The 24276-nt window shown below is 66.5% G+C and carries 25 protein-coding genes and 1 riboswitch; of the genes, 14 read left to right on the plus strand and 11 right to left on the minus strand.

Annotated features, from left to right (window positions below):
* The first annotated feature begins 157 nt into the window (after nt 1–157).
* From ACYQR9_RS04385 to ACYQR9_RS04395, 3 genes are all read left to right on the plus strand, one after another.
* Nucleotides 158–1267 (plus strand): NHL repeat-containing protein, encoded by a 1110-nt coding sequence (locus ACYQR9_RS04385; RefSeq protein ID WP_461228818.1) that lies wholly within the window; start codon nt 158–160, stop codon nt 1265–1267.
* A gap of 192 nt (nt 1268–1459) precedes the next feature.
* Complete coding sequence (locus ACYQR9_RS04390; RefSeq protein WP_461228819.1) at nt 1460–1987, plus strand: hypothetical protein; 528 nt, start codon at nt 1460–1462, stop codon at nt 1985–1987.
* Nucleotides 1988–2060: 73 nt separating this feature from the next.
* Nucleotides 2061–2885: a hypothetical protein gene (locus ACYQR9_RS04395; protein WP_461228820.1), complete on the plus strand. Its 825-nt coding sequence runs from the start codon at nt 2061–2063 to the stop codon at nt 2883–2885.
* Nucleotides 2886–2954: 69 nt separating this feature from the next.
* Here the strand turns inward: ACYQR9_RS04395 and ACYQR9_RS04400 are convergent, their stop codons facing one another.
* The 3 genes from ACYQR9_RS04400 to ACYQR9_RS04410 form a co-directional block, all read right to left on the minus strand.
* The gene (locus tag ACYQR9_RS04400) at nt 2955–5099 is read right to left on the minus strand and encodes a TonB-dependent receptor (RefSeq protein ID WP_461228821.1); all 2145 of its coding nucleotides are present in this window, start codon (nt 5097–5099) and stop codon (nt 2955–2957) included.
* Nucleotides 5100–5209: 110 nt separating this feature from the next.
* Nucleotides 5210–5409: riboswitch (cobalamin riboswitch) on the minus strand.
* An 83-nt stretch (nt 5410–5492) separates the two neighbouring features.
* Nucleotides 5493–6596, minus strand: coding sequence for a catalase family protein (locus ACYQR9_RS04405; RefSeq protein ID WP_461228822.1), 1104 nt, complete (start codon nt 6594–6596; stop codon nt 5493–5495).
* Between the two features lie 167 nt (nt 6597–6763).
* A complete protein-coding gene (locus ACYQR9_RS04410; protein WP_461229732.1) occupies nt 6764–8239 on the minus strand; it encodes an OpgD/OpgG family glucan biosynthesis protein in 1476 nt (491 codons plus the stop codon).
* Nucleotides 8240–8477: 238 nt separating this feature from the next.
* On the opposite strand from ACYQR9_RS04410, the gene mdoH reads away from it, so the two are divergent.
* The gene (mdoH, locus tag ACYQR9_RS04415) at nt 8478–10385 is read left to right on the plus strand and encodes a glucans biosynthesis glucosyltransferase MdoH (RefSeq protein ID WP_461228823.1); all 1908 of its coding nucleotides are present in this window, start codon (nt 8478–8480) and stop codon (nt 10383–10385) included.
* Between the two features lie 18 nt (nt 10386–10403).
* On the opposite strand, the gene ACYQR9_RS04420 is transcribed toward mdoH, so the two are convergent.
* Nucleotides 10404–10865 carry a hypothetical protein gene (locus ACYQR9_RS04420; RefSeq protein WP_461228824.1) on the minus strand — a complete coding sequence of 154 codons (462 nt, stop codon included), beginning with the start codon at nt 10863–10865 and terminating at the stop codon, nt 10404–10406.
* Between the two features lie 98 nt (nt 10866–10963).
* Nucleotides 10964–12139: a trans-sulfuration enzyme family protein gene (locus tag ACYQR9_RS04425; RefSeq protein WP_461228825.1), complete on the minus strand. Its 1176-nt coding sequence runs from the start codon at nt 12137–12139 to the stop codon at nt 10964–10966.
* A 106-nt stretch (nt 12140–12245) separates the two neighbouring features.
* On the opposite strand from ACYQR9_RS04425, the gene ACYQR9_RS04430 reads away from it, so the two are divergent.
* From ACYQR9_RS04430 to ACYQR9_RS04440, 3 genes are read left to right on the plus strand one after another with little or no spacing between them, the layout of a single operon-like run.
* Complete coding sequence (locus ACYQR9_RS04430) at nt 12246–12500, plus strand: type II toxin-antitoxin system RelE family toxin (protein ID WP_056422885.1); 255 nt, start codon at nt 12246–12248, stop codon at nt 12498–12500.
* Between the two features lie 16 nt (nt 12501–12516).
* Nucleotides 12517–12945 (plus strand): helix-turn-helix domain-containing protein, encoded by a 429-nt coding sequence (locus ACYQR9_RS04435; protein ID WP_461228826.1) that lies wholly within the window; start codon nt 12517–12519, stop codon nt 12943–12945.
* Nucleotides 12942–13457, plus strand: a complete 516-nt coding sequence (locus tag ACYQR9_RS04440; RefSeq protein ID WP_461228827.1) for a TspO/MBR family protein — start codon at nt 12942–12944, stop codon at nt 13455–13457. Before ACYQR9_RS04435 ends, ACYQR9_RS04440 begins: the two co-directional genes overlap by 4 nt.
* 7 nt (nt 13458–13464) lie before the next feature.
* Here the strand turns inward: ACYQR9_RS04440 and hemA are convergent, their stop codons facing one another.
* Entirely contained in the window at nt 13465–14808 is a 1344-nt protein-coding gene (gene hemA / locus ACYQR9_RS04445) for a 5-aminolevulinate synthase (protein ID WP_207411124.1), read from the minus strand.
* 342 nt (nt 14809–15150) lie between these two features.
* Between hemA and ACYQR9_RS04450 the strand changes: the two genes are divergently transcribed.
* Together ACYQR9_RS04450 and murA are read left to right on the plus strand one after the other, a co-directional pair.
* Nucleotides 15151–15318 carry a hypothetical protein gene (locus tag ACYQR9_RS04450; RefSeq protein WP_461228828.1) on the plus strand — a complete coding sequence of 56 codons (168 nt, stop codon included), beginning with the start codon at nt 15151–15153 and terminating at the stop codon, nt 15316–15318.
* Between the two features lie 138 nt (nt 15319–15456).
* Nucleotides 15457–16746 carry a UDP-N-acetylglucosamine 1-carboxyvinyltransferase gene (gene murA, locus ACYQR9_RS04455; protein ID WP_056422896.1) on the plus strand — a complete coding sequence of 430 codons (1290 nt, stop codon included), beginning with the start codon at nt 15457–15459 and terminating at the stop codon, nt 16744–16746.
* A gap of 45 nt (nt 16747–16791) precedes the next feature.
* Here murA and ACYQR9_RS04460 read toward each other — a convergent pair whose 3' ends face one another.
* Nucleotides 16792–17166 carry a hypothetical protein gene (locus ACYQR9_RS04460; protein ID WP_207411126.1) on the minus strand — a complete coding sequence of 125 codons (375 nt, stop codon included), beginning with the start codon at nt 17164–17166 and terminating at the stop codon, nt 16792–16794.
* A 217-nt stretch (nt 17167–17383) separates the two neighbouring features.
* Between ACYQR9_RS04460 and ACYQR9_RS04465 the strand changes: the two genes are divergently transcribed.
* From ACYQR9_RS04465 to ACYQR9_RS04480, 4 genes are read left to right on the plus strand one after another with little or no spacing between them, the layout of a single operon-like run.
* Nucleotides 17384–17893 carry a DUF2948 family protein gene (locus tag ACYQR9_RS04465; RefSeq protein ID WP_461228829.1) on the plus strand — a complete coding sequence of 170 codons (510 nt, stop codon included), beginning with the start codon at nt 17384–17386 and terminating at the stop codon, nt 17891–17893.
* Nucleotides 17893–19188 (plus strand): histidinol dehydrogenase, encoded by a 1296-nt coding sequence (gene hisD, locus ACYQR9_RS04470; protein WP_461228830.1) that lies wholly within the window; start codon nt 17893–17895, stop codon nt 19186–19188. Before ACYQR9_RS04465 ends, hisD begins: the two co-directional genes overlap by 1 nt.
* Nucleotides 19189–19195: 7 nt before the next feature.
* Nucleotides 19196–19711, plus strand: a complete 516-nt coding sequence (locus tag ACYQR9_RS04475; protein ID WP_056422904.1) for a UPF0262 family protein — start codon at nt 19196–19198, stop codon at nt 19709–19711.
* 39 nt (nt 19712–19750) lie between these two features.
* Nucleotides 19751–20212, plus strand: a complete 462-nt coding sequence (locus ACYQR9_RS04480; RefSeq protein ID WP_056422907.1) for an arsenate-mycothiol transferase ArsC — start codon at nt 19751–19753, stop codon at nt 20210–20212.
* Here ACYQR9_RS04480 and ACYQR9_RS04485 read toward each other — a convergent pair.
* Nucleotides 20190–21056: a C40 family peptidase gene (locus tag ACYQR9_RS04485; protein WP_461229733.1), complete on the minus strand. Its 867-nt coding sequence runs from the start codon at nt 21054–21056 to the stop codon at nt 20190–20192. The two genes, ACYQR9_RS04480 and ACYQR9_RS04485, sit on opposite strands and share 23 nt — an antisense overlap.
* A gap of 291 nt (nt 21057–21347) precedes the next feature.
* Between ACYQR9_RS04485 and ACYQR9_RS04490 the strand changes: the two genes are divergently transcribed.
* Nucleotides 21348–21680 carry a hypothetical protein gene (locus tag ACYQR9_RS04490; protein WP_200919017.1) on the plus strand — a complete coding sequence of 111 codons (333 nt, stop codon included), beginning with the start codon at nt 21348–21350 and terminating at the stop codon, nt 21678–21680.
* Between the two features lie 4 nt (nt 21681–21684).
* On the opposite strand, the gene ACYQR9_RS04495 is transcribed toward ACYQR9_RS04490, so the two are convergent.
* From ACYQR9_RS04495 to ACYQR9_RS04505, 3 genes are all read right to left on the minus strand, one after another.
* Nucleotides 21685–22371 carry an SDR family oxidoreductase gene (locus ACYQR9_RS04495; RefSeq protein ID WP_461228831.1) on the minus strand — a complete coding sequence of 229 codons (687 nt, stop codon included), beginning with the start codon at nt 22369–22371 and terminating at the stop codon, nt 21685–21687.
* Between the two features lie 88 nt (nt 22372–22459).
* Entirely contained in the window at nt 22460–23176 is a 717-nt protein-coding gene (locus ACYQR9_RS04500; protein WP_461228832.1) for an MgtC/SapB family protein, read from the minus strand.
* 48 nt (nt 23177–23224) lie between these two features.
* The gene (locus ACYQR9_RS04505; RefSeq protein WP_461228833.1) at nt 23225–24127 is read right to left on the minus strand and encodes an alpha/beta fold hydrolase; all 903 of its coding nucleotides are present in this window, start codon (nt 24125–24127) and stop codon (nt 23225–23227) included.
* Nucleotides 24128–24276: the final 149 nt, after the last annotated feature.

Below are 24276 nucleotides of genomic sequence, written 5' to 3' on the forward strand. Positions count from 1 at the left end.
GGTCAAACCGGAGGGGTGATCCGGTGGATTCTCGAAGGCCGATCCTGGTGACAAATGCCGCGTGTCAATACCGATCGGTCAGGTGCGGTCGATGGACAAAGGCCCCGGCCCGGCGGAGACTTACTTCAACAAAAAACGGGTTTGGGAGAGAAATACCATGAGGCTCAGGCTTGGTCTGGCCGTGCTCGCCGTCGCCTTCGCAGGCGTGGCCGCAGCGGAGCCCCCGACCTTCCAGGTCGATCCGACTTGGCCTAAACCCTTGCCGAACAACTGGATCATGGGTCAGGCGTCCGGCGTCGCGGTGGATGCCGAGGACCGGATCTGGGTGGTGCAGCGCCCGCGCTCCCTCACCGACGACGAGAAGGCCGCGAGTCTCAACCCGCCGCGCACCAAATGCTGCCACCCCGCTCCGCCCGTGCTCGTCTTCGACCAGGCGGGCACCCTCGTCAGGTCATGGGGTGGGCCTGGCGAAGGCTATGATTGGCCGCAGAACGAGCACGGCATCCATATCGACCACAAAGGCTTCGTCTGGCTCGCCGGCAACGGCGAGCAGGACGGGCTGATCCTGAAATTCACGCCGGAGGGCAAGTTCGTCCTGCAGATCGGCAAGCAGGGTCCACAGACCAACAGCCTCGACACGACCCGCCTCGGACGGCCCGCCGCCATGCAGGTGGACCCCGAGACCAACGAGCTCTTCGTCGCCGACGGTTACTTCAACCACCGGGTCATCGTGTTCGATGCCGAGACCGGGGCGTTCAAGCGGATGTGGGGCGCCTACGGCAAGCCGCCCACCGACGAGACCCTGCCCGCCTACGACCCAGCCGCCGCGCCGGCCCAGCAATTCCGCAACCCGGTCCATTGCGTCCAGATCGCCCGCGACGGGCTGGTCTATGTCTGCGACCGGGCCAACGACCGGGTCCAGGTGTTCCGCCGCGACGGCAGCTTCGTGAAGGAGTTCTTCGTGGAAAAGAACACCCGCGCCAACGGCTCGGTCTGGGAATTGGCGCTCTGGCCCGACCCCGACCAGACCTACCTCCTCAACGCGGACGGCGCCAACAACGAGGTCCGCACCCTCAAGCGCGACACCGGCGAAGTGCTCGGCGCCTTCGGCCGCAACGGCCGCATGGCCGGCGACTTCCACTGGGTCCACAACCTCGCCGTGGACAGCAAGGGCAACGTGTTCACCACGGAGGTGGACACCGGAAAGCGCGCGCAGAAGTTCTTGTTCCGGGGGGAGATGGTGGTGCGGAAGCGGGTGGGGCCGTAGCAAGTTCTCCGCTAGAGCGGTCGCCGTTCAGGTCGGGTCACAGGCGTCGTCTTATCCTGCGGCAGTGATGTCGTTTCGGCATTCGGTCGCGCTGAAGGCGGCGAAGGCGTTCTCGCGCGCCAAAGGCTTCAACTCAACCGGACGCTGCCCTCATCCCTCGACAGAATCAGCCAGCGCCGACATCCTTCCGGTATGCGCCATGCCTCCGCAATCGTGATGTTCGCAGGTCTGACTTTCGCCGCCGCAGCAGAGGATCTGCCGCCGCCGGTCGCGGCTGCCGTCGCTGCGGCCACGGATATCTGCAAGGGCCGGACGTCCACACTCAGGCCGGATTTCCTCAAGCGGCAGGACGTGAACGGAGACGGGGTGCCGGATTTCACCCTCAATTTTGGGGCCGTTCGATGCGGCGACGACGGCGAGTCGGCCGAGGCGTGCAGCGCCGAGGGCTGCGCGACGCAGATCCTCGCCTCGTCGAACGGCACCTTCGTCGAGGTGTTCGACATGGAAGTGCACGAACTCGCGTTTCGAAACCTCGATGGCCGCCCGGCGATCCTCATCGACGACCACGGGCCGAAATGCGACGAGGCCGACGAGCATCCCTGCGGGCCGATCCTTTATTGGAACGGGACCGAGTTCAGCCTGACGCGTTTAGGACCGGGTTGTCCGTCAAGCGCCAAATTACAATACCTCTGGCCCAACCTAAACGGCAACAGATCTTGAACATACCTCCGAATTACATTCTCCTATAACCACTAATATACTTATTTAATAGGCTATAAAAGGCACCATATCGATGAAATTATACCTAATTATTGTTACAATATGCATTGCTTATTTACTCTCTCCCGCCAAAGCCCAGCAAATCGACATTGAGATTTTCGGTCACAGACTTTCCTACAATCCTTCGTATGAGGACAAGGACTTCAATCGTGTTCTAAATTTTGGGGGAAACATAATAGTCAAGGCTGCCAATATCCATCTCAAAAAAATAGATCGGATGAATAATGTTTTCTATATAGTTGGCTCGGCTGGCCCTGGGGGCAACACGTGCGACGCTGCTCCATTCATAATATCAATCGAGAATGGCAAGCCCCCCAAATTATTTGGCCCACTCGATGTTTGCGCCGAAACAAATATAACATATCGAGACGATAGCATTCATATCGTTGAAAAAGGAGCTGTCGGCAGAAAAGTTCGCACGTGGATTTGGTTACCAGAGACCGGGCTCTCCCGTACAGAGATGACAAAATCTGCTGATACGTCAAAGGGCTGGAACACTCTGTGGGATCGTAAAATTACGCACCCGTCCGATATTCTAGAAAGCAATGAGTTACTGAAATCTATCGAGCGTAATGTTGGTCCTAATCTGAAACATTATCTTGAACAAATATCAGGGATTGGCAGCACGGTGTATGAAGGTGATATTCTGACAGGAACCGCATGCATTAAATCAGAATGCGATCAGACAGGCTCATTTATTTCACTCGATCTGCAGACAAAAACCATTTACACTGCTTTTAAGCCAAGATATAAAAATATAATCGTACAGCCACCGGTTAGAGAATGGCCTAGTGCGGTGCGAAAATCCTTGGCCGAATGGGCTAAATCTTATCGGTAGCATTCATTTATCCGCTAATTTCTGAACACCAACAATTTACAATCGCAATATTTGCCCCGATGATAATCTTCAAAACCGCCCCGCCACCGTCAGCCGCACCGCCATCGGCTCCACCGGATGCAGATGCGTGTCGGCCACGCCGCCGGCCGGCTCGCCGCGCAGTCGCGACTCGTAGAAGTAGTCGATCTGGCTCGCCTTGACGTTGAGCAGGTTGAGGATGTCGAACTGCACCGTGACGCCGTTCTCGAAGTTGTAGCCGATGCGGCCATTCACCAGCGTGGTCGGCTTCGAGCGGACGGAATTGTCCTCGATGAGCGGGCGCGGCCCGAAATAGCGAAGCCGCATCGTGCCGAACCAGCCGAGCGCCTCACCGAGGGTAAAGCCGGCCGCCGCGATGGCGGTGGGGGCGGCGGGAATGCGGCTTCCGGCCGGGTCGCGATCGGCGAAGCGGGCATGGGTGACGGTGAGGTCGGCGTCGAGAGCGAGCCAGGGCGTGACCGCGTAGTGGTTGGTCCACTCGATGCCGGTGCGCCGGCTCGGGCGGCTCGGCTCGGTGGTGCCGGCATCACCCACGAACAGGTTCTCGGAATCGAAATCGAGCTGGAACAGCGTCACGGTCGATTCGAGACCGGCGATGGAGCGGTTGCGCAAGCCCACCTCCGAGCCCACCGAGCGCACCAGCAGCGGCACCCGGTCGAGGGGGAACAGAGGGTTGCCCGGATCGACCGTGATGGTCGCGCCCCGCGCGTCGTTGGAATGGAAGCCCTCGCCGTAATTCACGAACAGTTCGGTCTCGGCCCAGGGGCCGAACACGACGCCGAGCTTGGGGCTGACGATGCCGTCCTGCGCATGGCCTGAGTTCAGCGGATTGTTCGATCTCACGCTCGCGTCGTAGGCGTCGGCGCGGAGGCCGACGCTGGTGCGCAGCCAGTCGGTCCAGCGCAGGCGGTTCTCGAAGTAGAGGGCGGCGCTGCCCTCCTGCACGCGGTCGTCGCGCACGGTGGAAAGCGAGGTGCGCGCCCGCGTGTTGAACAGTCCCACATGGATGTCGTCGAACCGCGCCTGCACGCCGATCTCGTTCTCCATGGGCAGGCCGAACAGCTCACCCTTGAACACCCGAGCGATCTCGCCGCCGGCGACGGTGCGGCTGTCGAGCTGGCGGAACTGGTCGCCGTTGACCGGGTCGTTGAGGAAATAGGTGAAGTTGTTGAACAGGTTGAGGTTCGAGCGGATGACGTAGGCGCTGGCGCGGGTGACGCCGCCGTCGTCCGACCGGCTCCAGCGGCCCGACAGGGAGAAGCGGCTCGCATTACCCCCATCGCTCGGGTCGAGAGTGCCGAAGCGGCCGATCACGCCTTCGGAAATGGCCCGCTGCGGAACCTGGTTCGTCGCCGTCCAGCGGTTGGAATAGGCCATGCCGGTGAGGGAGAACCCGTCGAGGGCAGTGCCCTGGCTGTAGCGGAGAACGCCGTTGAGCTTGCGGATGTCGTCCGGCACCACCCACGGGCCGTCATAGACCTGAGCCTCGCCAGCGGCGAGGAGCGTCCCCTCCCCGAGGGGTGCGGAGGCGATGGTGAGCGCCCGCTTGTAGCCGAAGCTCCCGATGGAGGTGAGCGCAAGAGGGCGGGGCACCGCGTCGATCGTGTCGATCCGCACCGATCCGGCGGAGGCGAAATCCCCGTCACGGGCGAAATACGGGCCCTTGTGGAACTCCACCGCGCCGACGAGTTCGGGAATGAGGAAGTTGATGTCGGCATAGCCCTGGCCGTGGCCATGGGTGCGCATGTTGGCCGGCATGCCGTCGATGGTGATGGCGATGTCCGTGCCGTGGTCGAGGTTGAAGCCGCGCAGGAAGTACTGGTTGGCTTTTCCCTCGCCGGAATGCTGCGTGACGATGAGGCCGGGCACGGCCTCCAGCACCTCGCCGGGGCGGGTCACCGGGCGATCGTTGAGGGCCCTGCCGGTGATGACGCCCGAACTCGACGTCAGCGCGGGAGCGGACAGGGCGCCGAACGCCTCGGCCCCGCCGGTTCCACCAGTGGCCCCACCGAGACCGGGACCGGCCGTTGCAGGGGGCGGGCGTATGTCGGCGGCCACGGAGAGTTCGTTGAGGGTCGCCTCGGCGGTGGTTGCCGTCCCGGACTGAGCAAGAACCGGCGAGGCGGATGCCAGAAATCCGAGGGCGAGGAGCGGAGGGACGAGACGGGCGGACACAGGCGGAGACCTCGGGCAACGGCAGTGGCACGTCACCGCGAACGAAGCCGATCCCTACGCGAGCGCAGGCCCCGACACCCCACCAGGACACCCCGCCCGATGCGTTTCGCGTGTGACCACGACTGACGGCAGGTCTCCTGGCTCGCGGGTCGACGCCCTCTCATCGTCTTCCCAGGCCCGAAGACCCAGTGACGTGTTGATGATGGGCTCGCCGCTTACAGTTGCGGGGGCAGCCGCGGCATCGGACGCAAGATCCTCACCGCGTTCCCTTTTGATCCCCCGAAGAGGAACCGTCAGTCTCAGGCTAGGTCGGCCGCGACGAGAGGGTCAATTGCGGGATGATCCCGCACCGATCATCGCCGCTGCCCTGTCGCATTGCAGCAACGTCCGGCGTCAATCCGGCAGAGCGTCGAGGTTCTTCGGCTCCTCGATGCGGCGGCCATTCTTCTCGGCCCGGAAGCGCTTGCCCATCTCGTAGGCCGATTTGCGCATGCGCATGATCCCGCCGAGCGGCCGGTGCGCGGCCAGCCCGTGCCAGGGGCTGAACGACAATCCGTCATCGACATAGGCGGCGCGGGCCTCGCTCCAGCTCGCCTGCGGCGCGGCGGTGAGGGTGGCAATGGTACGGTAGGGGCTCGCGGTCTCGGGCCAGATTACGGAGGCGTCCTCCACCGGCATGTCGTCGAGGTTCAGGCACAGCTGCGCCCGCAATTCCCAGGTGCCGCCGTGGATGCGAAAATGCTCCATCACCGCCTCGCGGATCGCGTCGGCGGCGCTCGTGTCGTCCAGAGGCTTGTTCGCCAGCGCCCTCATTTCGGGAGAGACCGGGACGAGGGAGATCTTGGCGATGTGATCGCCGAAGCGCAGCGGGACCTGACTGTAGAAACTGTCGCCCAGGAGATGCGTCTCGGGCTGCCCACCGAGGGTCGCCAGGGTCGGGCTCGGCGAACCGGTGGTCGCGACGACTGCGCTCTGCACGCCCCGAAGCGCCGCCGATGCGGCCTTCTTGAGCCCTTCCGCCCGGTCCGTGGTCTTGGCGAGGAGCTTCAGAGTCGCCAGGAACTGCTTCGGTCCCGGCGCCGAGAAGGCCGGCCCGTTGACGAGCACGAAATCCTGCGTGGCATCCCCTTCCGATCCTTCGAGACGCTCTCCCTCAACACCGAGGACCTTGATCGCCACGCCGCGTGGGGTGGAGACGCTGTCGTCCAGGATGTCGCCCGGAATGGTCGAGAAGCGCATCACCACCGGATAGCGCCCCGGCTTCGCGAACAGGCCCTGCGCCAGTTCGGGGGACAGGTCGGTCGCCACCTCCAACTCGGCCCTCAGCGCGCCATGCGCCTTGGCATGGACGCTGCGGATGGCATGACCGCCATGGGCGAGGGTCGTCTCGCTGATGGAGCGCATGGTCTCGTTCAGGGCCCGGCTGGTCTCGGCCTCATCGGCTTCAGGGATCTCGACGGCGGGCGTGTAGCGCAGGTAGGGGGTCTCGGTCGCCAAGGGTGCTGCTCCGGGGAATGGCGGATTCCGCGCCCCGAGGCGTTTCGACGGCCTCGAGAGAACCGTGCGGCTCCGCAACTTGGTGTTGTTCCAAGGTAGGACTCCCCGGCCGGTACTCTCGTTCCGATCCCTGTCGCACCTCGCCAAGTCGTGAGGTTGCCCGGCGATCAGGCGGCGTTGTCCCAGGTCTCGCTGATCGGGCGACCGGCGCGCATGAGGCGCGCACGCAGGACGACGTCGCCGGGCGGCAGCGGCGTCGGCGGGCGCCATTCCACGTAGAGGCGCCAGCCGCCGGTCTGGGGCACCCGCTCCACCACCGGATCGACCATGGCGCCGGCGCTGGCCGAGACCTCGGCCGCGATGTCACCGGCTGGGCCGGTGGGCAGGCCCGGCCCTTCGAAATCGATGACGTAGAGCCGCCGCTCCGGGCTGGGCGGCGTGGTCGGGCGCAAGCGCTCGGCCGAACCGACGCGGGTGGAGACCACCCGGGCGAGCGCGCTGAGCACCGCGGTGTCCGGTTCGGCCCCGACAGTGGCGAGAGTGTAGGCGAGGTCGAGGGCACTCCCCGCCGCGACGGCCGCATCCGGCACGAAGGCGGCGACGATGTTGTCCATGTACTCTTCGCGGGACGGGATTTCGAAAAGTTGCACACCCCCGGCGCCGAACCCTGCCTGGGGCGTGACCCAGAGGCCGGGTCGCGCCTCGTGACGGGCCTGGACATCAAGATAGGCGGCAAAGTTTCGTTCGCGCTGGAACAGTCCGAACCCGTCGAGGGGTTCGGTGCGGAAAGCCGAGATCTGCGGCTCTCGCCGTCCGTTGCTCAAGGGACGCCAAAGGCGATCGTCCTTGGTCGCCACCACGAGCCCGTCGGAATCGTGAACCTGGGGCCTGAAATCGTCGAACGGCTCGGCTCCGCGCGCGCCCGGACCGTTCGCGCCATGCAGGAACATGCTGGTGAGCGGCGCGAGGCCGAGACGCGGGATCGCGGCGCGGGGATGCAGCGAGGCGGTGACGACCATTCGCGAGGTCGCGCCGGGTTCCACCACGAAGCGATAGGCACCCGCGAGACTCGGTGAATCGAGGAGCGCCAGGATCGTGACGGCGCGGGAATCGGCCTTCGGCTCGCAGATCCAGAACGCCGTGAAGTCCGGAAACTCTTCCGCGCCGGGACCGCCGGTCTGGATCGCGGCACCGCGCGCCGACAGGCCGTATTCCTGCGCCTTTCCGCGAAGCCGAAAATACGAGGCGCCGAGGAAGACTAGGAATTCCTCTTGGTGAGCCGGCTTCCTATCGTCGAAGGCGTGATGCAGCCGGAAGCCGGCAAAGCCAAGATCGCGCGGAAAATCCTGCCCTGCCAGATCGGAGCCGAGATCGAACAGGCCCGACTGGTAGAGGATCGGCTGCGGCGGCCCGTCCGGCGGCTGGAGGAACAGGGCGACGCGCTTCTTCTGCAGGAAACCGCGATGGAACAGCTGCAGCGAGAATGAACCACCGAGGCGAGGGGCTGCGTCGGGACGGAAGGTGATCGCGCGGTAACCGTCGTAGCTGAGGCCAGCGAGGGATGCCGGCAGATCCTCCGGAGCGGGCCGGTAGGGTGCGCCTGCGAGGCGGCGGGCCTGGGCCACGACGCCCTCGAAGGTCATCGGCCCGTCACGGGGAGGGTCGACTTTATCGGCGGCCATCGTTCTGACGGTATTCAGGTCGACGGCACTAGGCATTATCATGCCTGCGGCCACGCTGAGCGCGGTTTGCAAGGTCTGTCGCCGCGAGGGGGCATCACGCCCCGAACGCTCGTCTTCACCGTCGCCCCGTATCATCGATGTCCTTCGCTTCATGATGGACGACGGCCCCTCTCAGCCTCGATCGAGTGTCCAGCGCCCCATGTCCATCACGCGGTTGTCGCACGACGCATCCCCGGTCGGAATCCCGAACCCGGCAATTCCCGAAAGTCAGTCCGGCGAGGCCCCTTCGCTGCTGATGCGGCGGCTCCTGCTGGCCCTGCCGACCCTGGCCACCGCGGCCGCGATCTCCTGGCTCGCTTTGTCCGCTTACGGACGCCCGGACGGCATTCTGGGTTGGACCGTGCTGGTCCTGTTCGGCCTCGTGATGACGTGGCAATCCTTCGTCGCCTGGCAATACGTCTACGGACTCGTGGCGGCGGGGCTCGGCGATGACGCCAAATCCGCGATCGAGATCCGCTCGGCCACGGTTCCGGCCACCGCCTCGGGCCTCAGCCGCACGGCTGCCGTGGTGGCGATCCATGCCGAAGACGCGGTGGCGGTGTTCGCCGCGTTGCGCGTCATGGCCCGCTCGCTTCAGCGTGGCGGCGGCGACGGGTCCGATATCGACATCTTCGTCCTCTCCGACACGCGTGACGGTGCCATCGCGGCGGTGGAAGAGCATGAATTCGCCCGGATCGAGGCATGGGCGCGCCTGAACGGCCCTGGCCTGCCGCGCTTCCGCTACCGGCGGCGCCAGGACAATGCGGGCCGCAAGGCCGGCAACATCGCTGAGTTCTGCAAGTCCTACGGCTCGGAATACGATTTCATGATCGTGCTCGACGCCGACAGTCTGATGACCGGCGCCACCATGCGCCGCCTCGCCCGGTTGATGGAGGAAGCGCCCAAGGTCGGGCTGATCCAGACCGTCTCCTACGCGACCGGCCGGGACACGCTGTTTGCCCGTATCCAGCAATTCGCCGTGCGGCTCTACGCGCCGCTGTCGATCCGCTGCCTCGAGACCTGGCAGGGCGCGGATGGAAGCTATTGGGGACACAACGCGATCCTGCGGGTCGCGGCCTTCGCCGATAATGCCGAACTGCCGGTGCTGCCCGGCAAGGCGCCGCTCGGCGGCGAGATCCTGTGCCACGACATCGTCGAGGGCGCGCTCCTGCGCCGGGCCGGCTGGGAGGTCCACCTCCTGCCGGAGATGGGCGGCACCTGGGAGGAGATGCCAACGAACCTCATCGATCTTCTCGGTCGCGAGCGGCGCTGGTGCCAGGGCAACATGCAGCACCTGCGCATCACCACCCTGCCGGGTCTTCGGGCGGCGAGCCGCTGGCACCTGATGGTCGGGATCCTGTCCTACCTCGCCTGCCCGCTCTGGGTGCTGTTCCTCGCCACCGCCTCTATCCAGGCCGCCGTGACCGGCGATCTCGGCCTCCTGGCCTATGGACTCACCGGGACGGGCCTCGCCGCCCACGCGCTGGCTGCCCTCGTTGTCGCCGTGCTGGCCCTGCCGAAGCTTCTCAGCCTCGGTCACGTCCTGGCGTCGTCGACCCGCCGTGCGGCCTTCGGCGGCACCGCCTCGCTCCTGAAGAGCGCCGTGCTCGAACAGATCGTCTGGGTGCTGCTCTGGCCGATCATGACGGTCTTTGCCGCCGGCGCCGTCGCCACCACCTTCATCGGCCGCGTGGTGCGCTGGGATTCACAGGCGCGCGACGACCGGCAGGTGCCATGGTCGGAAGCGATCCGCTTGCAGGTGGACGCCCTGGTGGCGGGCGCCCTGCTCACCGGCCTTCTCGCATATGCAGGTGACCCCTGGCTCGCCCTGTGGATGGGGCCGGTGGCCCTCGCCCTGCTCACGAGCCCGGCCTTCAGCGTGCTGACCAGCCGTGCCGATCTCGGCCGCGCCTCGCAGAGGAACGGCCTGTTCCTCTCCATCGACGACACCGACCGTGGCGCCGAACTCCTGGACCTCGCATCGGTCCGCCGGGGCGAAGAGCGCAGCAAGCCCGTTCGCCCGGACGTCTGGGCAAGCGCGGAGGCGGAAATCTCCGCACCGCGATGAGGTCAGAGCAGTGAGAGGCTAGGGTTTCTCCAGCACTTCGATCGGGTTGGTGCGCTGGCTTGGCTTCGGCTCGGCGGTGGCGGCGCCGGCATTCCCATCCGCCTTCTCACGTCGGGCGCCGGAACTGGTATCCGCGCCCGGTCCGGTGCCCTGCGTCGGAACCGTGCCGCTCGCCAGTTCGAGGCAAGTCACCATCTCCACGTAGGACGGGAAGCCGCCGGCCTCGAACTGCTTCTCGCACTGCCTCTTGGCGGCTGGCGAATAGTCGCCCCATCGGCGCTGGGCTTCCTTGCGCGCCGCCTCCTCCGAACGGAGGCAGCCTTCGACGGTGGAAGTGTCGCTGACGCTGGCTTCCGCGCGGACCGACGACTTGCAGGTCGCCTGCACGTCGAGCTTGGGCGGCCCATCGGCGGCCAAGGCGGCCCCGGTGAGAGCGACGAGCGCGAGGGCACCGGTCAGAAGGGGAACAGGGTATCGCATCGGGTCGTCCTCGCTCGCAGCGCGGCGACCGCCCGGCGGCGGTCCGTCCCTCGCACAATGCGCGAAGGGCGGGATCGCACCAAGAACGAACGAGGAAATCAGCCGAGGGCCGCGTCCAGATCGGCGAATAGGTCGTCCGCATGCTCGATCCCCACCGAGAGCCGTAGCAGATCGGGCGGACATGGCGTGCCCGGCCCTTCCACCGAGGCGCGGTGTTCGATCAGGCTCTCGACGCCGCCGAGCGATGTGGCGCGCTTCCATAGGCGCACCCGTGCCGCCGTGGCGATGGCTGCCTCCTCGCCGGCCGCGACTCGGATCGACAGCATGAAGCCGAAACCGCCCTCCATCTGGCGTGCCGCCACCGCATGGCCGGGATCGTCGGGGAGGCCGGGATAGAGCACCGACGCCACGCGCGGATGCGCCGACAAGCGCCTGGCGAGGTCCGCCGCATTGGCCGATTGCGCGGCGACCCGCAGGGGTAGGGTCCGCAGCGAGCGCATGAGGAGATAGGCCTCGAATGGCCCGAGGATCGCCCCACCGCCGGCACGGATCGCGCCGATCCGCTCCCAGAACGCATCGGTGCGCGCTGAAGCGAGGACACCGGCGACAACGTCCGAATGACCGTTCAGAATCTTGGTGGCCGAATGCATGACGATGTCGGCCCCGAGCGTCAGGGGCCGTGTGTGGATCGGCGAGGCGGCGGTGGAATCGATGGCGAGACGCGCCCCTGCCCCGTGCGCGAGCTCGGCCGCGGCAGCAATGTCGGTGATGGTCCAGAGCGGATTGCCGGGCGTCTCCACCCAGACGAGCTTCGTCGTGCCCGGCCTGATCGCAGCCCGCAGGGCGTCGAGATCGTCCATGGCGACGAAGTCGAGGCCCCAGCCCCGGCGCGGCGCTTCCTGCTGCAGCCAGCGCTTGAGCGCCCAGTACATCACGAGGGGGGCGACGATATGGTCTCCGGGCTCCAGGGCCGAGAAGACGGCCGTGGCCGCCGCCATGCCGGAGCCGAACAGCATCGCGCCGGCCTCCGCCTCCTCCAGCATGGCAATGACGGCCTCCGCCTCGCGGGTCGTGGCGTTGTCGGGCCGGGCATAGGAGAAGCTCGAACTGTAGCCGTTGTCGGGATCGCGGATGAACGTCGTCGAGACATGGAGCGGCGCCACCACCGCCCGCGTCACTGGATCGACATGGCCCATGGCCTGCGCGGCGAGGGTACGCTTGGTGAAACCCGGCTTGGCGTGAGTGGACGAGGGATCTTCGGCGGGTTCGGACATAGGTATCGTTCCGGCAAATGGGCCGCTTGACCCGTGGGAGAGACGCAGCGAAACAATAGCGGAATGCTATGTTCCGCCTCGACGAATTTCGCTATCCGCTCACGTCATGATGCAGGTCGCCTACAGCAAGGACGCCGTGAGGGCACTGACCCGCATGCCGGCGAACGTAGCGAGACTCATTCGAACGAAGATCGACGAATATGCCGGACATCCGGGGTCTCAGGCCAACAACGTGAAGGCTCTGAAGGGTCAGCATGGTGTCTATCGCCTGCGGGTCGGCGACTGGCGAATCCTGTTCACCCAGGACGGGCATATCCTCGCCATCATTAAAATCGCGCCTCGCGGTAGCGCATACGATTAAATCAGGACGGTTCGCCATGGGTGCCCAGACGATCGTGACGGCAGGGGGCGAGCGGCTCGTCGTGTTGCCGGAAGCGGAATACGAAGCCCTGCTCGAAGCCGCCGAGAATGCGGAGGATCGCCTCGCCGTCACCGAGTTTCAGCGCAAGCTCGCCCTCGGTGAAGAAGAACTCGTGCCCTCGGCGATCGTCGAACGATTGCTTTCGGGTGAGAATCGCATCCGTGTCTGGCGCGACCATCGCGGCATGACGGCGGCAACCCTCGCGGACAAAGCCGGCATCGCGCAGGCCTACCTGTCGCAGATCGAGACGGGAAAACGGGAGGGGACAATCGAGACCCTGTGCAAGCTCGCCTCGGCCCTGGCCGTCTCCCTCGACGATCTCGTCGGGTTCGGGCCCCACGGGACCGGAACGGAGAATCGCGATACGGGTAAGACATCGGCATGACCACCTCTCACATTCCGTATCGCTCGCCGCTCTCTCCGATAGCGAGACTCGCGGTCGCCATCCTGCCGGTGGTGGCGACGTCCGTCGTCGGCTCGCTCAGCACCATGCCGAACATCGAGGGCTGGTATGCCGGCCTGACGAAGCCCGGCTTCAACCCGCCGAACTGGCTGTTCCCGGTAGCTTGGACGATTCTCTACGCGATGATCGCGCTGTCGTTCTGGCGTTTGCTCGGAGCGTCTCCGGCGACGGGTCCGATGCGGCGGGGATGGTGGCTGGCGGTCGGTGCCTTCCTCGCCCAGCTCGCTCTCAACGCGGCCTGGTCGCCGGTCTTCTTCTCGGCCCATGCCCTCGGCTGGGCGGGAATCGTCGCAGCGGCGATGCTGGTGATGATCCTCTGGACCATCCGCCTGTCCTGGCGCTTCGACCGGTTCGCGGCGTGGCTGCTCGTGCCCTACGCCGCCTGGGTCGCCTTCGCGACTCTGCTCACCGTCACGCTCTGGCGGTTGAACTGATCGATTCCTACTCCGCCGCCTCGACGAACACCGTGCCGGCGCGCGGCAGGTCGAGCGTGTCCCAGGTCTCCGTCAGGGCCGCCGTCAGCTTGGCGATGCGGGCCGCGTCGTGGAACGGCGAAGGCGTGATCCGCAGGCGCTCGGTGCCGCGCGGCACGGTGGGGTAGTTGATCGGCTGGATGTAGATGCCGTGCTGTTCGAGGAGGTGGTCGGCCGCCGCTTTGCACAGCTCGGCATCGCCCACCATCACCGGCACGATATGGGTCTCGGTGGGGAGCACCGGCAGGCCCGCCTCTTCCAGCGCGGCCTTGGTGAGGGCGGCCTGGCGCTGATGCGCCGCGCGCTCCACCTGCGAGCGCTTGAGGTAACGCACCGAGGCGCGGGCCGCCGCCGCGATGGCCGGCGGCAGGGCGGTGGTGAAGATGAAGCCCGGCGCATGGCTGCGCACGGCGTCGCACAGCACAGTGGAAGCGGTGATGTAGCCGCCGACACAGCCGAAGCCCTTGGCCAGGGTGCCCTCGATCACATCGACCCGGTGCATCACCCCATCGCGCTCGGCGATGCCGCCGCCGCGCTCGCCGTAGAGCCCCACCGCATGGACCTCGTCGAGATAGGTCATGGCGCCGTACTTGTCGGCGAGGTCGCAGATGGCGGTGATGTCGGAGACGTCGCCATCCATTGAATAGACGCTCTCGAAGGCGATCAGTTTGGGGCGGTCCCCGGCGGCGATCAGCAGTTCCTCGAGATGGGCGAGATCGTTGTGGCGGAAGATGCGCTTCTCGCAGCCGGAATGGCGCACGCCCTCGATCATCGAATTGTGATTGAACGCATCCGACAGGATCAGACAGTTCGGAATCAGCTTGGCGATGGTGGAGATGCCGGCCTGGTTCGAAACGTAGCCCGAGGTGAAGACGAGGCCCGCCTCCTTGCCGTGCAGATCGGCGAGCTCACGCTCCAGATCCACCAGCGGCGAGTTGTTGCCGGCGATGTTGCGGGTGCCGCCGGCGCCGACGCCGCATCGGGCGGCGGTCTTGGTCATGGCCGAGACCACGTCCGGATGCTGGCCCATGCCAAGGTAATCGTTCGAACACCATACGGTGATTTCGCGGGTGCCACCGTCGGGACGGCGCCAGTTGGCGGTGGGAAAACGTCCGGCGATCCGCTCGATATCGGCGAAGACCCGGTAGCGCCGCTCGTCGTGCAGCCGGTCCACCGCCCTGCGGAAGTAGCCTTCGTAATCGGTTCGTCCGTGCCCGAACGACGCGCGGGTAGAGGATCCTTCGGCCGAGGGATCACGGGGCGTCGTCGTATCGCTGATCATCGTCATCGCGGGCATCCGATTCACGGGCATCCGTCCTTCACGCTATGGCCGACCGCATGTCAGCGCCGCTCTAGGCGGCCTCGGCATCCGCTCGTCTGCATTCAGCAGCAGCATCGTTACAAAGGGCTTGTTCCGAAGCACCAAACTCTCCGCTGCAGGCCTCGTCGATATGAGTCCCGCTGGCGCAACGATCTCGCTTCGCATGGCGCGGAAGGAATCAGACGGTGCTGATTTCGACGCCACGGCCCTGACGATACAGGCGAACTTGGAATTGGTTCAAGTCGACTCCTGCATTCCAGCTCTGCGCCTGTTGAGACCGGGTCGCAAAGCCGGTATTTCGCCCTGGCGACGAAGGGTCGCGCAGTGATCGCCATGAAGAACGATGCCACGCGGAACGAGCGCCTGAAGGCGGCCCTGCGGGACAACTTGAAACGGCGCAAGGCGCAGACGAGGATCCGTGGGCAGGCAGCGACCGCAGCGGAAACAGGCGATGCCGATGAGCGACCGGACGCGAAGCCGGATCGCGACGGAGACGGCTGACGATCCTTTTTCGGACAAAACTCACGTATAGGCGGCTCGATAAGGCCGTGCCGCGAGCGCACCGCTACCGTTTGCAGAACCAGGATGGCGCCGCCCTCTCGTTACGGGGAGGGGCGTGACGCCGCGCGAAGGACGACGATGGACCGGATCAACATCATCGGCGGAAAGCCGCTCCACGGCGTCATTCCGATCTCGGGCGCCAAGAACGCCGCCCTGCCGCTGATGATCGCGAGCCTGATGACGGGGGAATCCCTCGAACTCATGAACGTGCCGCGCCTCGCCGACATCCACGCCCTGCTGCGCATCCTCGGCAATCACGGCGTCGACCACATGGTGGTGGGCAAGCGCCCGGGCGATACGACGGAGACCGGCCAGACCATCCGGCTGACTGCCTCCAACGTCATCGACACCACCGCGCCCTACGAACTCGTCTCCACCATGCGGGCGAGTTTCTGGGTCATCGCGCCGCTGCTCGCGCGCTTCGGCGAGGCCCGTGTCTCGATGCCCGGCGGCTGCGCCATCGGCACCCGCCCCATCGACCTCATGCTGATGGCCCTGGAGCGCCTCGGCGCCACCGTGGAGATCGACGGCGGCTACGTGGTGGCGAAGGCCAAGAGTGGCCTGCGCGGCGGCGAGATTCACTTTCCCAAGGTCACGGTGGGCGGTACCCATGTGGCGCTGATGGCAGCGGCGCTCGCCAACGGATCGACCCTGATCGAGAATGCCGCGCGGGAGCCGGAAGTCGTCGATCTCGCCGATTGCCTCATCAAGATGGGCGCCAGGATCTCGGGGGCCGGCACCCCGCGCATCACCATCGAGGGTGTCTCGCGCCTCAACGGCGCCCGCCACACCGTCCTGCCGGACCGGATCGAGACCGGCACCTACGCCATGGCGGCCGCCATGGTGGGGGGCGACGTGACCCTGGAGAACACCCGGGCCGACCTGCTGCACAGCGCGCTCGACGTGCTGACGACGACGGGCGCCGAGATCACCAGCACCGCCGACACGATCCGCATTCGGCGCAATGGCGGCGGCATCGCTGCGGTGGACGTGACCACGGACCCGTTCCCCGGCTTCCCCACCGACCTCCAGGCGCAGTTCATGGCGCTGATGACCCTCGCCAAGGGCCAGTCCCACATCCGCGAGACCATCTTCGAGAACCGCTTCATGCACGTGCAGGAACTGGCGCGCCTCGGGGCCAGGATCCGGCTCGAGGGCGATCTCGCCATCGTCGACGGGGTGGAGCGCCTCAAGGGCGCGCCCGTCATGGCGACCGACCTGCGCGCCTCGGTCTCCCTCGTCATCGCCGGCCTCGCCGCCGAGGGCGAGACCAGCATCAACCGGGTCTATCATCTCGATCGCGGCTTCGAAGCGCTCGAAGCCAAGCTCGGCCGCTGCGGCGCCGAGATCAGCCGCATCCGCTCCTGAGCCTCTCCTGTCCGGGAGGCGGTCCTCGCCTCCCGGACAAGGCCACTATTCCAGTACGTTGCCGCGCTTGGGGCCGAATCCCGGGATGTCGCAGCGGCAGGGCGACTGGATCGGGCTCGGATAGGCGGGGCAATTGCCGCGCGCCGTGACGCAGACGCTACCCATGCGCTGGCGTCCGTATCGCTGCTGCTGCACCGGCCGACGCTCGCCATCCTCGTAGGGCCGGGCATAGCCATCGTAGCGATCATAGCCCCGCGGCCGGTCGTCGCCGTAGGGCGAACGGCCACGAGGCGACCTGTCGTAGCCATCGTCGATGCGGAACTGGACCTGCGCCTGGGCCTGCCCCAGGCCGAGGGCCGTCGTCGCCGCCAGGGCGGTCAGGGCGGCGAAGGCGATGCGGCATACGGGTCCGAGAATCATGGTGGTGGATGTCCCAATCGAGAGTACGGCGAAAGACTAACCTGTTCCGCATGAACGCCGTCTGACGTCGCCCCCCGCAAACGGCCCATATCGCCGGCACGCCGTAATTGTTCCGGGCCGCGCAGTTGCCGCAGGGCGGCCGCCTCGCTACCTACGGCCGACCCTCTTCCACATCCGGCGCCCGATCCGGCGGCGTCCGGCCAGATGCGAACCCGACATGGAGCTCCTCAAGCTCGCTGCCCTCGACGCGGAGGATCTCGCGATCCTCTCGGCCCATCTTCAGGATGCGGTCCTGCTCCCGCAGGATCTCGCTTATCTCGCACCGTCACACCGCTTCGTGCTGGTGGGGCGGCGTTTCGACTGGTCGGCCCCGGAGGGGGAGGCCCCGCGCCGTCGCCTCACCGGCCTCCATTTCGAGCGGGTCATGGCCGTGCGCGCGCGCGGAATCACGCCCGGCTCCACCTCCGACGAGCCTCTCAACCTTCTGGCCGTCACCTTCCAGCCGAAGGAGGAACCCTCCGGCACCATCACCCTGGTCTTTGCCGGCAAAGTAGCGATCCAGCTCGATGTGGAATGCATCGAAGCGCGGCTGAAGGATCTCGGTCCGGTCTGGGAGGTGGAAGGCCGCCCCGATCACGAGGCGGCGCAAGCCGGCCGCGCCGCGATCCAAGGTGATGCGGGTACGGCTCCCTCCGACAAGGACAACGTCGTGAAAGATTCTGCCTGATGGTGCGCCTCGACAGCCGCGATGCCGATTTCGCCACCACCTTCGCCGGTCTTCTCAGCGTCAAGCGCGAGATCTCCGAGGATGTGGACGAGACCGTTCGCGGGATCATCGCCGGTGTGATCTCCGGGGGCGACGCCGCCCTGGTGGATTACACCCGCCGCTTCGACCGGCTCGGCGAGGACTTCTCCGCCGCGACCCTGCGGGTGACCCCGGATGAGGTACGGGCTGCCATCGCCGCCTGCCCGGCCGAGTCCCTCGATGCCCTGCGGCTCGCCGCGACCCGCATCGAGACGTTCCATCGCGGCCAGGTACCCGGCGACCACATGGCCACCGACGATCTCGGCGTGACGTCCGGCTGGCGTTGGACGTCGTTGGAATCGGTGGGGCTCTACGTGCCCGGCGGGACGGCGAGCTACCCCTCTTCCGTCCTCATGAACGCCATTCCGGCTCGCGTCGCTGGGGTCCCGCGTGTCGTCATGGTCGTGCCGATGCCCGAGGGACAGATGAACCCCCTGGTCCTGGCCGCGGCGGACCTTGCCGGCGTTACCGAGATCTACCGGATCGGCGGGGCCCAGGCCGTGGCGGCGCTGGCCTACGGCACCGAGACCATCGCCCCCGTGGCCAAGATCGTCGGACCGGGCAATGCCTGGGTGGCCGCCGCCAAACGCCGGGTGTTCGGGCAGGTCGGAATCGACATGATCGCCGGTCCGTCCGAGGTGCTGATCCTCGCCGACGGTCATGCCAACCCCGATTGGGTCGCCGCCGACCTCCTCGCCCAGGCCGAGCACGATGTGGCCGCCCAGTCGATTCTCATCACCGATTCGCCCGCCCTCGCCGATGCGGTGGAGATCGCGGTGGAACGCGCTTTGGCCACCCTGCCCCGCGCAGACATCGCCCGGGCGAGCTGGCGCGATTACGGCGCGATCGTCCTCGTCTCGGATTTCGAGGAGGCCGTGCCCCTGGTCGACCGCCTCGCCCCGGAGCATCTGGAGATCGAGACCGCCGACCCGGAGGCCCTGGCCGCCAAGGTTCGCAATGCCGGTGCGATCTTCCTCGGCAGCCATACGCCGGAAGCCATCGGCGATTACGTCGGCGGCCCGAACCACGTGCTGCCCACCGCCCGCTCGGCACGGTTCTCCTCGGGCCTCGGCGTGCTCGACTTCATGAAGCGGACGACGATCCTGCGCTGCGATCCCGCCGCGCTGAGGGCCTTGGGGCCGGCAGCCATCGCGCTGGGACGGTCGGAGGGCCTCGACGGCCACGCCCGCTCGGTCGCGATCCGCCTGAATCTGTGAGGGGACGATGGCCGGCTCAGAACAACCAGAAACGGGACAAGCGGCAGAGAAAGCGTCGTCCATCCACCGCCTCGCGGCGGTGACCTTCGACGAGGATTCCATCGGCCGGGGCAATCCCGATCAAGAGCACGAGCGCGCCATCGCGATCTTCGACATCCTGGAGGAGAACCACTTCTCCATTCCCGGACGCGAGGGCCCCTACGCCCTCACCCTCGGCCTCGTGGAGAACAAGCTCTCCTTCGCGATCCGCCGGCAGGACGGTGAGCCGGTGATGACCCATCTCCTGTCGCTGACCCCATTCCGCCGGGTGATCCGCGACTACGAGATGATCTGCGAGAGCTACTACAACGCGATCAAGACCGCCTCACCGACTCAGATCGAGGCGATCGACATGGGACGGCGCGGCCTGCACAACGAAGCCTCCGAACTCCTCCGGCAGCGCCTCGAAGGCAAGGTCGATCTCGACCACGACACCGCGCGACGCCTGTTCACCTTGGTCTTCGCCTTGCACTGGAAGGCGTGAGCGCCCTCCCCGTCGTTTGAAGCCCGAGGCAGTCACCGGATGGCGGAAGAGGCCGGCCCGAAGAAGACGCGCGTGCAGTCGGTGCTGTTCATGTGCAACTTCAACGCCGTGCGGTCCCTCGCGGCGGAGGCGGTGGCGCGTCACTATTTCGGCAAGTCCACCTATGTGCAGTCAGCGGGCGTCCGCTCCGGCGAGCCGGCAGACCCGTTCATGGTTGCGGCCCTCGACGAGATCGGCATCAACGCCTCCAAGCACCGACCCCGGACCCTCCTCGAACTGGAGGAGTGGGAGGGGCTGAATTTCGACCTCATCATCACCCTGTCGCCCGAGGCGCACCACGCGGCTCTGGAGGTCACTCGGACCAACGCCGTCGACGTGGAATACTGGCCGACGCCGGACCCGACGCTGATGCAGGAAGCCTCACGCGATCAGCGCCTCGAAGCTTATCGCGACGTCCGTGACGGGTTGATCACCCGAATCAAGGCCCGGCTGAAGCCGTAATGCGCCGGAGCGAGGTCACCACGCCGTAGCTCTTCTCGGCGATGCGCTCCACCGCCACCCCCAGGGGCTCCACCGCCACCGCCATGTGGTGGCCGTTGGCGTGGATGAGACGGGTCTCGTCCAGCATCATCCCCACATGGCCGCGCCAGAAGACGAGATCGCCCCGGACCAAGCCGTCGAGGTGCTGGGGCAGCGCCGTGCCGAGAGCCGCTTCCTGCTGATCCGCGTCGCGGGGAGACGGAATGCCCGCCATGGCGAGGCAAAGTTGGACGAGGCCCGAGCAATCGAGCCCGAGACTGGTGCGACCTCCCCACAGATAGGGCGTGCCCACGAGACGCTCGGCGGTTGCGGCAGGGTCGGACTCCACTGTGCCGACCGGGACGCAATGATCGGCGAAGACGTAAGAGTCCTCCGCCAAGCGCAGGAACTCACCCTCCCGCCCGGTGACGCCGAGCCCTGCACCGAGGCTCACGTGCCCGAGTGGTGGCCGTTTCATGTTGGCGGCCGGATAGAGGAAGGTCCGAATGGCCGTCACCCGATGGGTCGGGGACGGGACGCCCGGGGCGCAGGATTCCGCCGGTAGGTAGCCGACATAGCCGTCGGTTTCGAACTGTACGAAGGTGAAGCCGTCGCTCGTGTCGTAGAGGGTCAGGGGATCGCCCATGACCGCTTCGGTCTCGATGCCGGCGTCGAGACTCGGTCGCCGCCGCAAGGGCGCGGATGCCACGATGAGCCGGCCGGGCTGCCCGGCTACATAGCGGTCGGCGTCGATCCGGCCGCGAAGGCGGAGATCGGCGAGGTCGGGGCGGGCCGGGACCAGCCTGGAATCGGTGAGATCGGTGATGGGAGACATGATGGGCGCAGTATCGACGGGAGCCTGACGGCGCGCAACGCATCGAGCGAGGCCCCAACGGAGCCACTGGAATATGCGTCATAATGACGCGTCTTTTGCTCCTCCGATGGGCATTCGCTCAGGCAATCGAATAGGGAAATGGCATCCCGGCCTCGATCTGGCGGAAATTCCGACTCCAACGATGGGGAATGCGCGAAACGCGTGGGTGCATCGTTAAAATGGTGCAATGCACCGGAGCCCCTGTCGCGCTATCCTCGGCTCATGTCGAGCGTGGGCCGAGTCGTGAAGAAGACGCCGAAATCCTTCCAAGACCTGCCCCCGATCCGCGTGCGGCGCGAACCGCCCACGATCCCCGAGGCGGTCGCTGCCGCGCAGGATCTCGCGGACGATCTCGAACAGCAGGTCGAGATTGCCGCTGGCCTGATCGGACTTCCCCTCGACGAGGTGCGCCCGCACGTGCTCGCCGCCGGGAAGCAGAAGCCCGAGAAGATCTCCGAGCGCATCCTCACCGCCGGCAGCCCGAGCCGGGCGCCGCGCACCGTCATCGTCGAGCGTCGTACCCGCCCGCCCGTCGTGGTGGAACGGCGCGGCCGTCCCCTCGACGGGCGGCGCTGACCGCCTACCAGGCCAAGGTCGCGCCGGTATAGTCGAGATAGGCGATACCGGGTTTGCCGAGCCGATTCTCGATGACGTCGGCCAGACCGGCGACGCTCGTCGCCACGTCGAGATCCGCCTCCTCGCCACCCATCTCCGTGCGGACCCAGCCGGGATGGAGAAGGACCACGCCGAACCCTTCGTCGCGGTGACGGATCTCGAAGCTGATCGCCAACGTGTTCAACGCCGCCTTGCTCGCGCGGTAGGTCTCCCATCCGCCACTCTCGTTGAGGGCGACGCTGCCGAGGACGGAGCTCATGAAAGCGATGAGACCGTTGCCCGCCAGCCGATCGCGAAACCGTTCGGCGAAGCGGATCGGGCTGATGGCATTGGTGAGGTAGACATGCGCGGCGACCTCGCGCGGGACGTCATGGGTAGGATCGTGCGCCTGGGTCGCCACGCCGGCCACCACGAAGATCAGGTCGTAGCGTTGGTGAGCAAGTCGGTCGTGGAGAGTGGCAACCGCCGCGTCATCATCGATATCGGCGGTCTCGATGCCGAGCGCGTCGGAGGCCAAAGCCGCCAATTCGGCGGAGGGCGAGCGCTGGGTGGCGGTGACCGCCCAGCCTCGCGCGAGGAACGTCTCCACCAATCCGAGGCCCAGGCCGCGGGAGGCCCCAACGATCAATGCGTTCCTGCGTGTTCCGGCCATGGTTGGGGTCCTCCATCGCCGGGGCGAGGCCCGGCATCACGGGCCTAGGTTGGTCTTTTCCTCACGGCGGCAATGGCGGCGGACGCGCTCAATCGGCGGTCTGGACCGACCAGGTGGCATGGCTGATCCGCTCGTCGCGCTCCAGCCCGGCCACCACCGCGTCGAGTTCGGCGGACTCCACCGCCGTCGCCACCAGGGTCGCCACCACCTCCACCGTCTCCTCGCCGCGTTCCACCACCTCGGTGCCGCCGACCGGGTAATGCGCCGCCTCCAGCCGTTCCACGAGAAGGTCGCGGGCGGGGCCGGCATGCTCGGCCGGCACCGTGACCTGGACCTCGTAGGTGGCCTCGGTCTGGCTCTCATCGATGGGGACGCGGTTGATGGCGTTGACGAGGGGCCGCAGCAGGGTGTTGCCGGACAGGATTGCCGCCGTGACGAAACAGGCCTCCAGGGGGAAGTCGGCCCCGGCGAAGGCTCCTACCGCCGCCGAGCACCAGAGCGTGGCCGCGGTGTTGAGGCCACGCACGTTCATGCCCTCCTTCATGATGACGCCGGCCCCGAGGAAACCGACGCCGGAGATAACGTAAGCGACCGTGCTCACCGCGCCGCGCGTGCCTTCGAGGCGCATGCCGAGATCGACGAAGGCCGCCGCCCCCACCGCCACCAGCACATTGGTGCGCAGGCCCGCCGTACGCTGGCGATATTGCCGTTCGGCCCCGATCATCGTGCCGAGCACGAAAGCGACGATGAGACTGACGGCGGAATTCACGAATTCCGGCAGTGGCGAAGCGAGGAGCGCAGTCATGGGCGCTGCATGTCGCCCGCCCATGACGAAACGGTGACGCTTCGCGCGTCAGCCACCGAGGAAGGCCCGCAGGGCCTTGAGCGTCTCGGGGGCATTCTCCTCCGCGAGGAAATGCCCCGATGTGATGTCAACGGCCTCGGCCTTCGGCGCGAAGGTCCGCTGCCACGCCGCCAGCGGGGTCTCGTGAGAATGGTCGAGATAGCCGTCGCCGGTGAGGATCAGCGTCGGGCAGGAGAGGGTCTTTCCTGCCGCGAGGTCGTCGAGGTCGGCCTCGCGGTCGCGGGTCGCGCCAGCGCGGTAATCCTCGCAGAAGGCGTGGATGCGCTCGGGCACGTTCCAGTTCTCGCGATAGAGGCGCAAGGCTTCCGGGGCGAAGGGGTCGAGGCTCCGGGCATTGCTCCATTGCCGAAGGAGGCCTTCGAAATAGGCGACCGGATCGCGGCCGATCTCCTCCTCCGGACCGGGGGCCGGCCGGGCCAGGGATGCCCAATGCGACGACACGTCGGGATCGGTTTCGATCCGCTCCCACTGAACGAGGGTGGGCAGGATATCGAGAAGGGCGAGGCGCTCGATCCGGCCCGGCTCGTCGAGGGCGAGTCGGTAGCCCACCCGCGCGCCGCGATCGTGACCCACGAGTGCGAAGCGGACATGGCCGAGCCGCTCCATGATCGCCACCACGTCGCGACCCATGCGGCGCTTGGAATAGGCCTCGTGGTGGGGGTCACCTTTGGGCGCTTCCGACCAGCCGTAGCCTTTCAGATCGAGGCACACCACGCGATGGGTCTCGGCCAAAGCCGGCGCGATGCGGTGCCAGCAGGCATGAGTCTGCGGAAATCCATGAAGGAAGATGACGGGAGGTGCATCCTCACGACCGCCGCTGCGGGCGAAGAAACGGCCCTCCGGAATGTCGATCCAGTCCGCGCTGAAGCCGGGGAAGAGGTCTGTATTCATGGTCTGCTCCAGTCTGCTCGCTGGGTTGGCACGGAAACCGGGAGGTCGGCCCTCGGTTTCCACCGACGTCTCGCAGGATGCGACATAACGCCGAATTCCGGCTTAGATCCTCGGGATCGGCAGAGAAATCCGCTCTGCATGCATTCGAC

The organism is Methylobacterium sp. CM6241 (genome assembly GCF_054817845.1).

Excerpts from the sequence above, each read along its gene's own strand:
- ACYQR9_RS04495 (WP_461228831.1), bottom strand. The coding sequence starts at position 22,371 with ATGGCCGGAACACGCAGGAACGCATTGATCGTTGGGGCCTCCCGCGGC.
- ACYQR9_RS04430 (WP_056422885.1), top strand. The coding sequence starts at position 12,246 with ATGATGCAGGTCGCCTACAGCAAGGACGCCGTGAGGGCACTGACCCGC.
- mdoH (WP_461228823.1), top strand. The coding sequence starts at position 8,478 with ATGTCCATCACGCGGTTGTCGCACGACGCATCCCCGGTCGGAATCCCG.
- ACYQR9_RS04500 (WP_461228832.1), bottom strand. The coding sequence starts at position 23,176 with ATGACTGCGCTCCTCGCTTCGCCACTGCCGGAATTCGTGAATTCCGCC.
- ACYQR9_RS04395 (WP_461228820.1), top strand. The coding sequence starts at position 2,061 with ATGAAATTATACCTAATTATTGTTACAATATGCATTGCTTATTTACTC.
- ACYQR9_RS04440 (WP_461228827.1), top strand. The coding sequence starts at position 12,942 with ATGACCACCTCTCACATTCCGTATCGCTCGCCGCTCTCTCCGATAGCG.
- ACYQR9_RS04505 (WP_461228833.1), bottom strand. The coding sequence starts at position 24,127 with ATGAATACAGACCTCTTCCCCGGCTTCAGCGCGGACTGGATCGACATT.
- ACYQR9_RS04435 (WP_461228826.1), top strand. The coding sequence starts at position 12,517 with ATGGGTGCCCAGACGATCGTGACGGCAGGGGGCGAGCGGCTCGTCGTG.
- ACYQR9_RS04425 (WP_461228825.1), bottom strand. The coding sequence starts at position 12,139 with ATGTCCGAACCCGCCGAAGATCCCTCGTCCACTCACGCCAAGCCGGGT.
- murA (WP_056422896.1), top strand. The coding sequence starts at position 15,457 with ATGGACCGGATCAACATCATCGGCGGAAAGCCGCTCCACGGCGTCATT.
- ACYQR9_RS04450 (WP_461228828.1), top strand. The coding sequence starts at position 15,151 with ATGAAGAACGATGCCACGCGGAACGAGCGCCTGAAGGCGGCCCTGCGG.
- hisD (WP_461228830.1), top strand. The coding sequence starts at position 17,893 with ATGGTGCGCCTCGACAGCCGCGATGCCGATTTCGCCACCACCTTCGCC.
- hemA (WP_207411124.1), bottom strand. The coding sequence starts at position 14,808 with ATGCCCGTGAATCGGATGCCCGCGATGACGATGATCAGCGATACGACG.
- ACYQR9_RS04390 (WP_461228819.1), top strand. The coding sequence starts at position 1,460 with ATGCGCCATGCCTCCGCAATCGTGATGTTCGCAGGTCTGACTTTCGCC.
- ACYQR9_RS04480 (WP_056422907.1), top strand. The coding sequence starts at position 19,751 with ATGGCGGAAGAGGCCGGCCCGAAGAAGACGCGCGTGCAGTCGGTGCTG.
- ACYQR9_RS04385 (WP_461228818.1), top strand. The coding sequence starts at position 158 with ATGAGGCTCAGGCTTGGTCTGGCCGTGCTCGCCGTCGCCTTCGCAGGC.
- ACYQR9_RS04410 (WP_461229732.1), bottom strand. The coding sequence starts at position 8,239 with ATGACCTTCGAGGGCGTCGTGGCCCAGGCCCGCCGCCTCGCAGGCGCA.
- ACYQR9_RS04475 (WP_056422904.1), top strand. The coding sequence starts at position 19,196 with ATGGCCGGCTCAGAACAACCAGAAACGGGACAAGCGGCAGAGAAAGCG.
- ACYQR9_RS04465 (WP_461228829.1), top strand. The coding sequence starts at position 17,384 with ATGGAGCTCCTCAAGCTCGCTGCCCTCGACGCGGAGGATCTCGCGATC.
- ACYQR9_RS04420 (WP_461228824.1), bottom strand. The coding sequence starts at position 10,865 with ATGCGATACCCTGTTCCCCTTCTGACCGGTGCCCTCGCGCTCGTCGCT.
- ACYQR9_RS04460 (WP_207411126.1), bottom strand. The coding sequence starts at position 17,166 with ATGATTCTCGGACCCGTATGCCGCATCGCCTTCGCCGCCCTGACCGCC.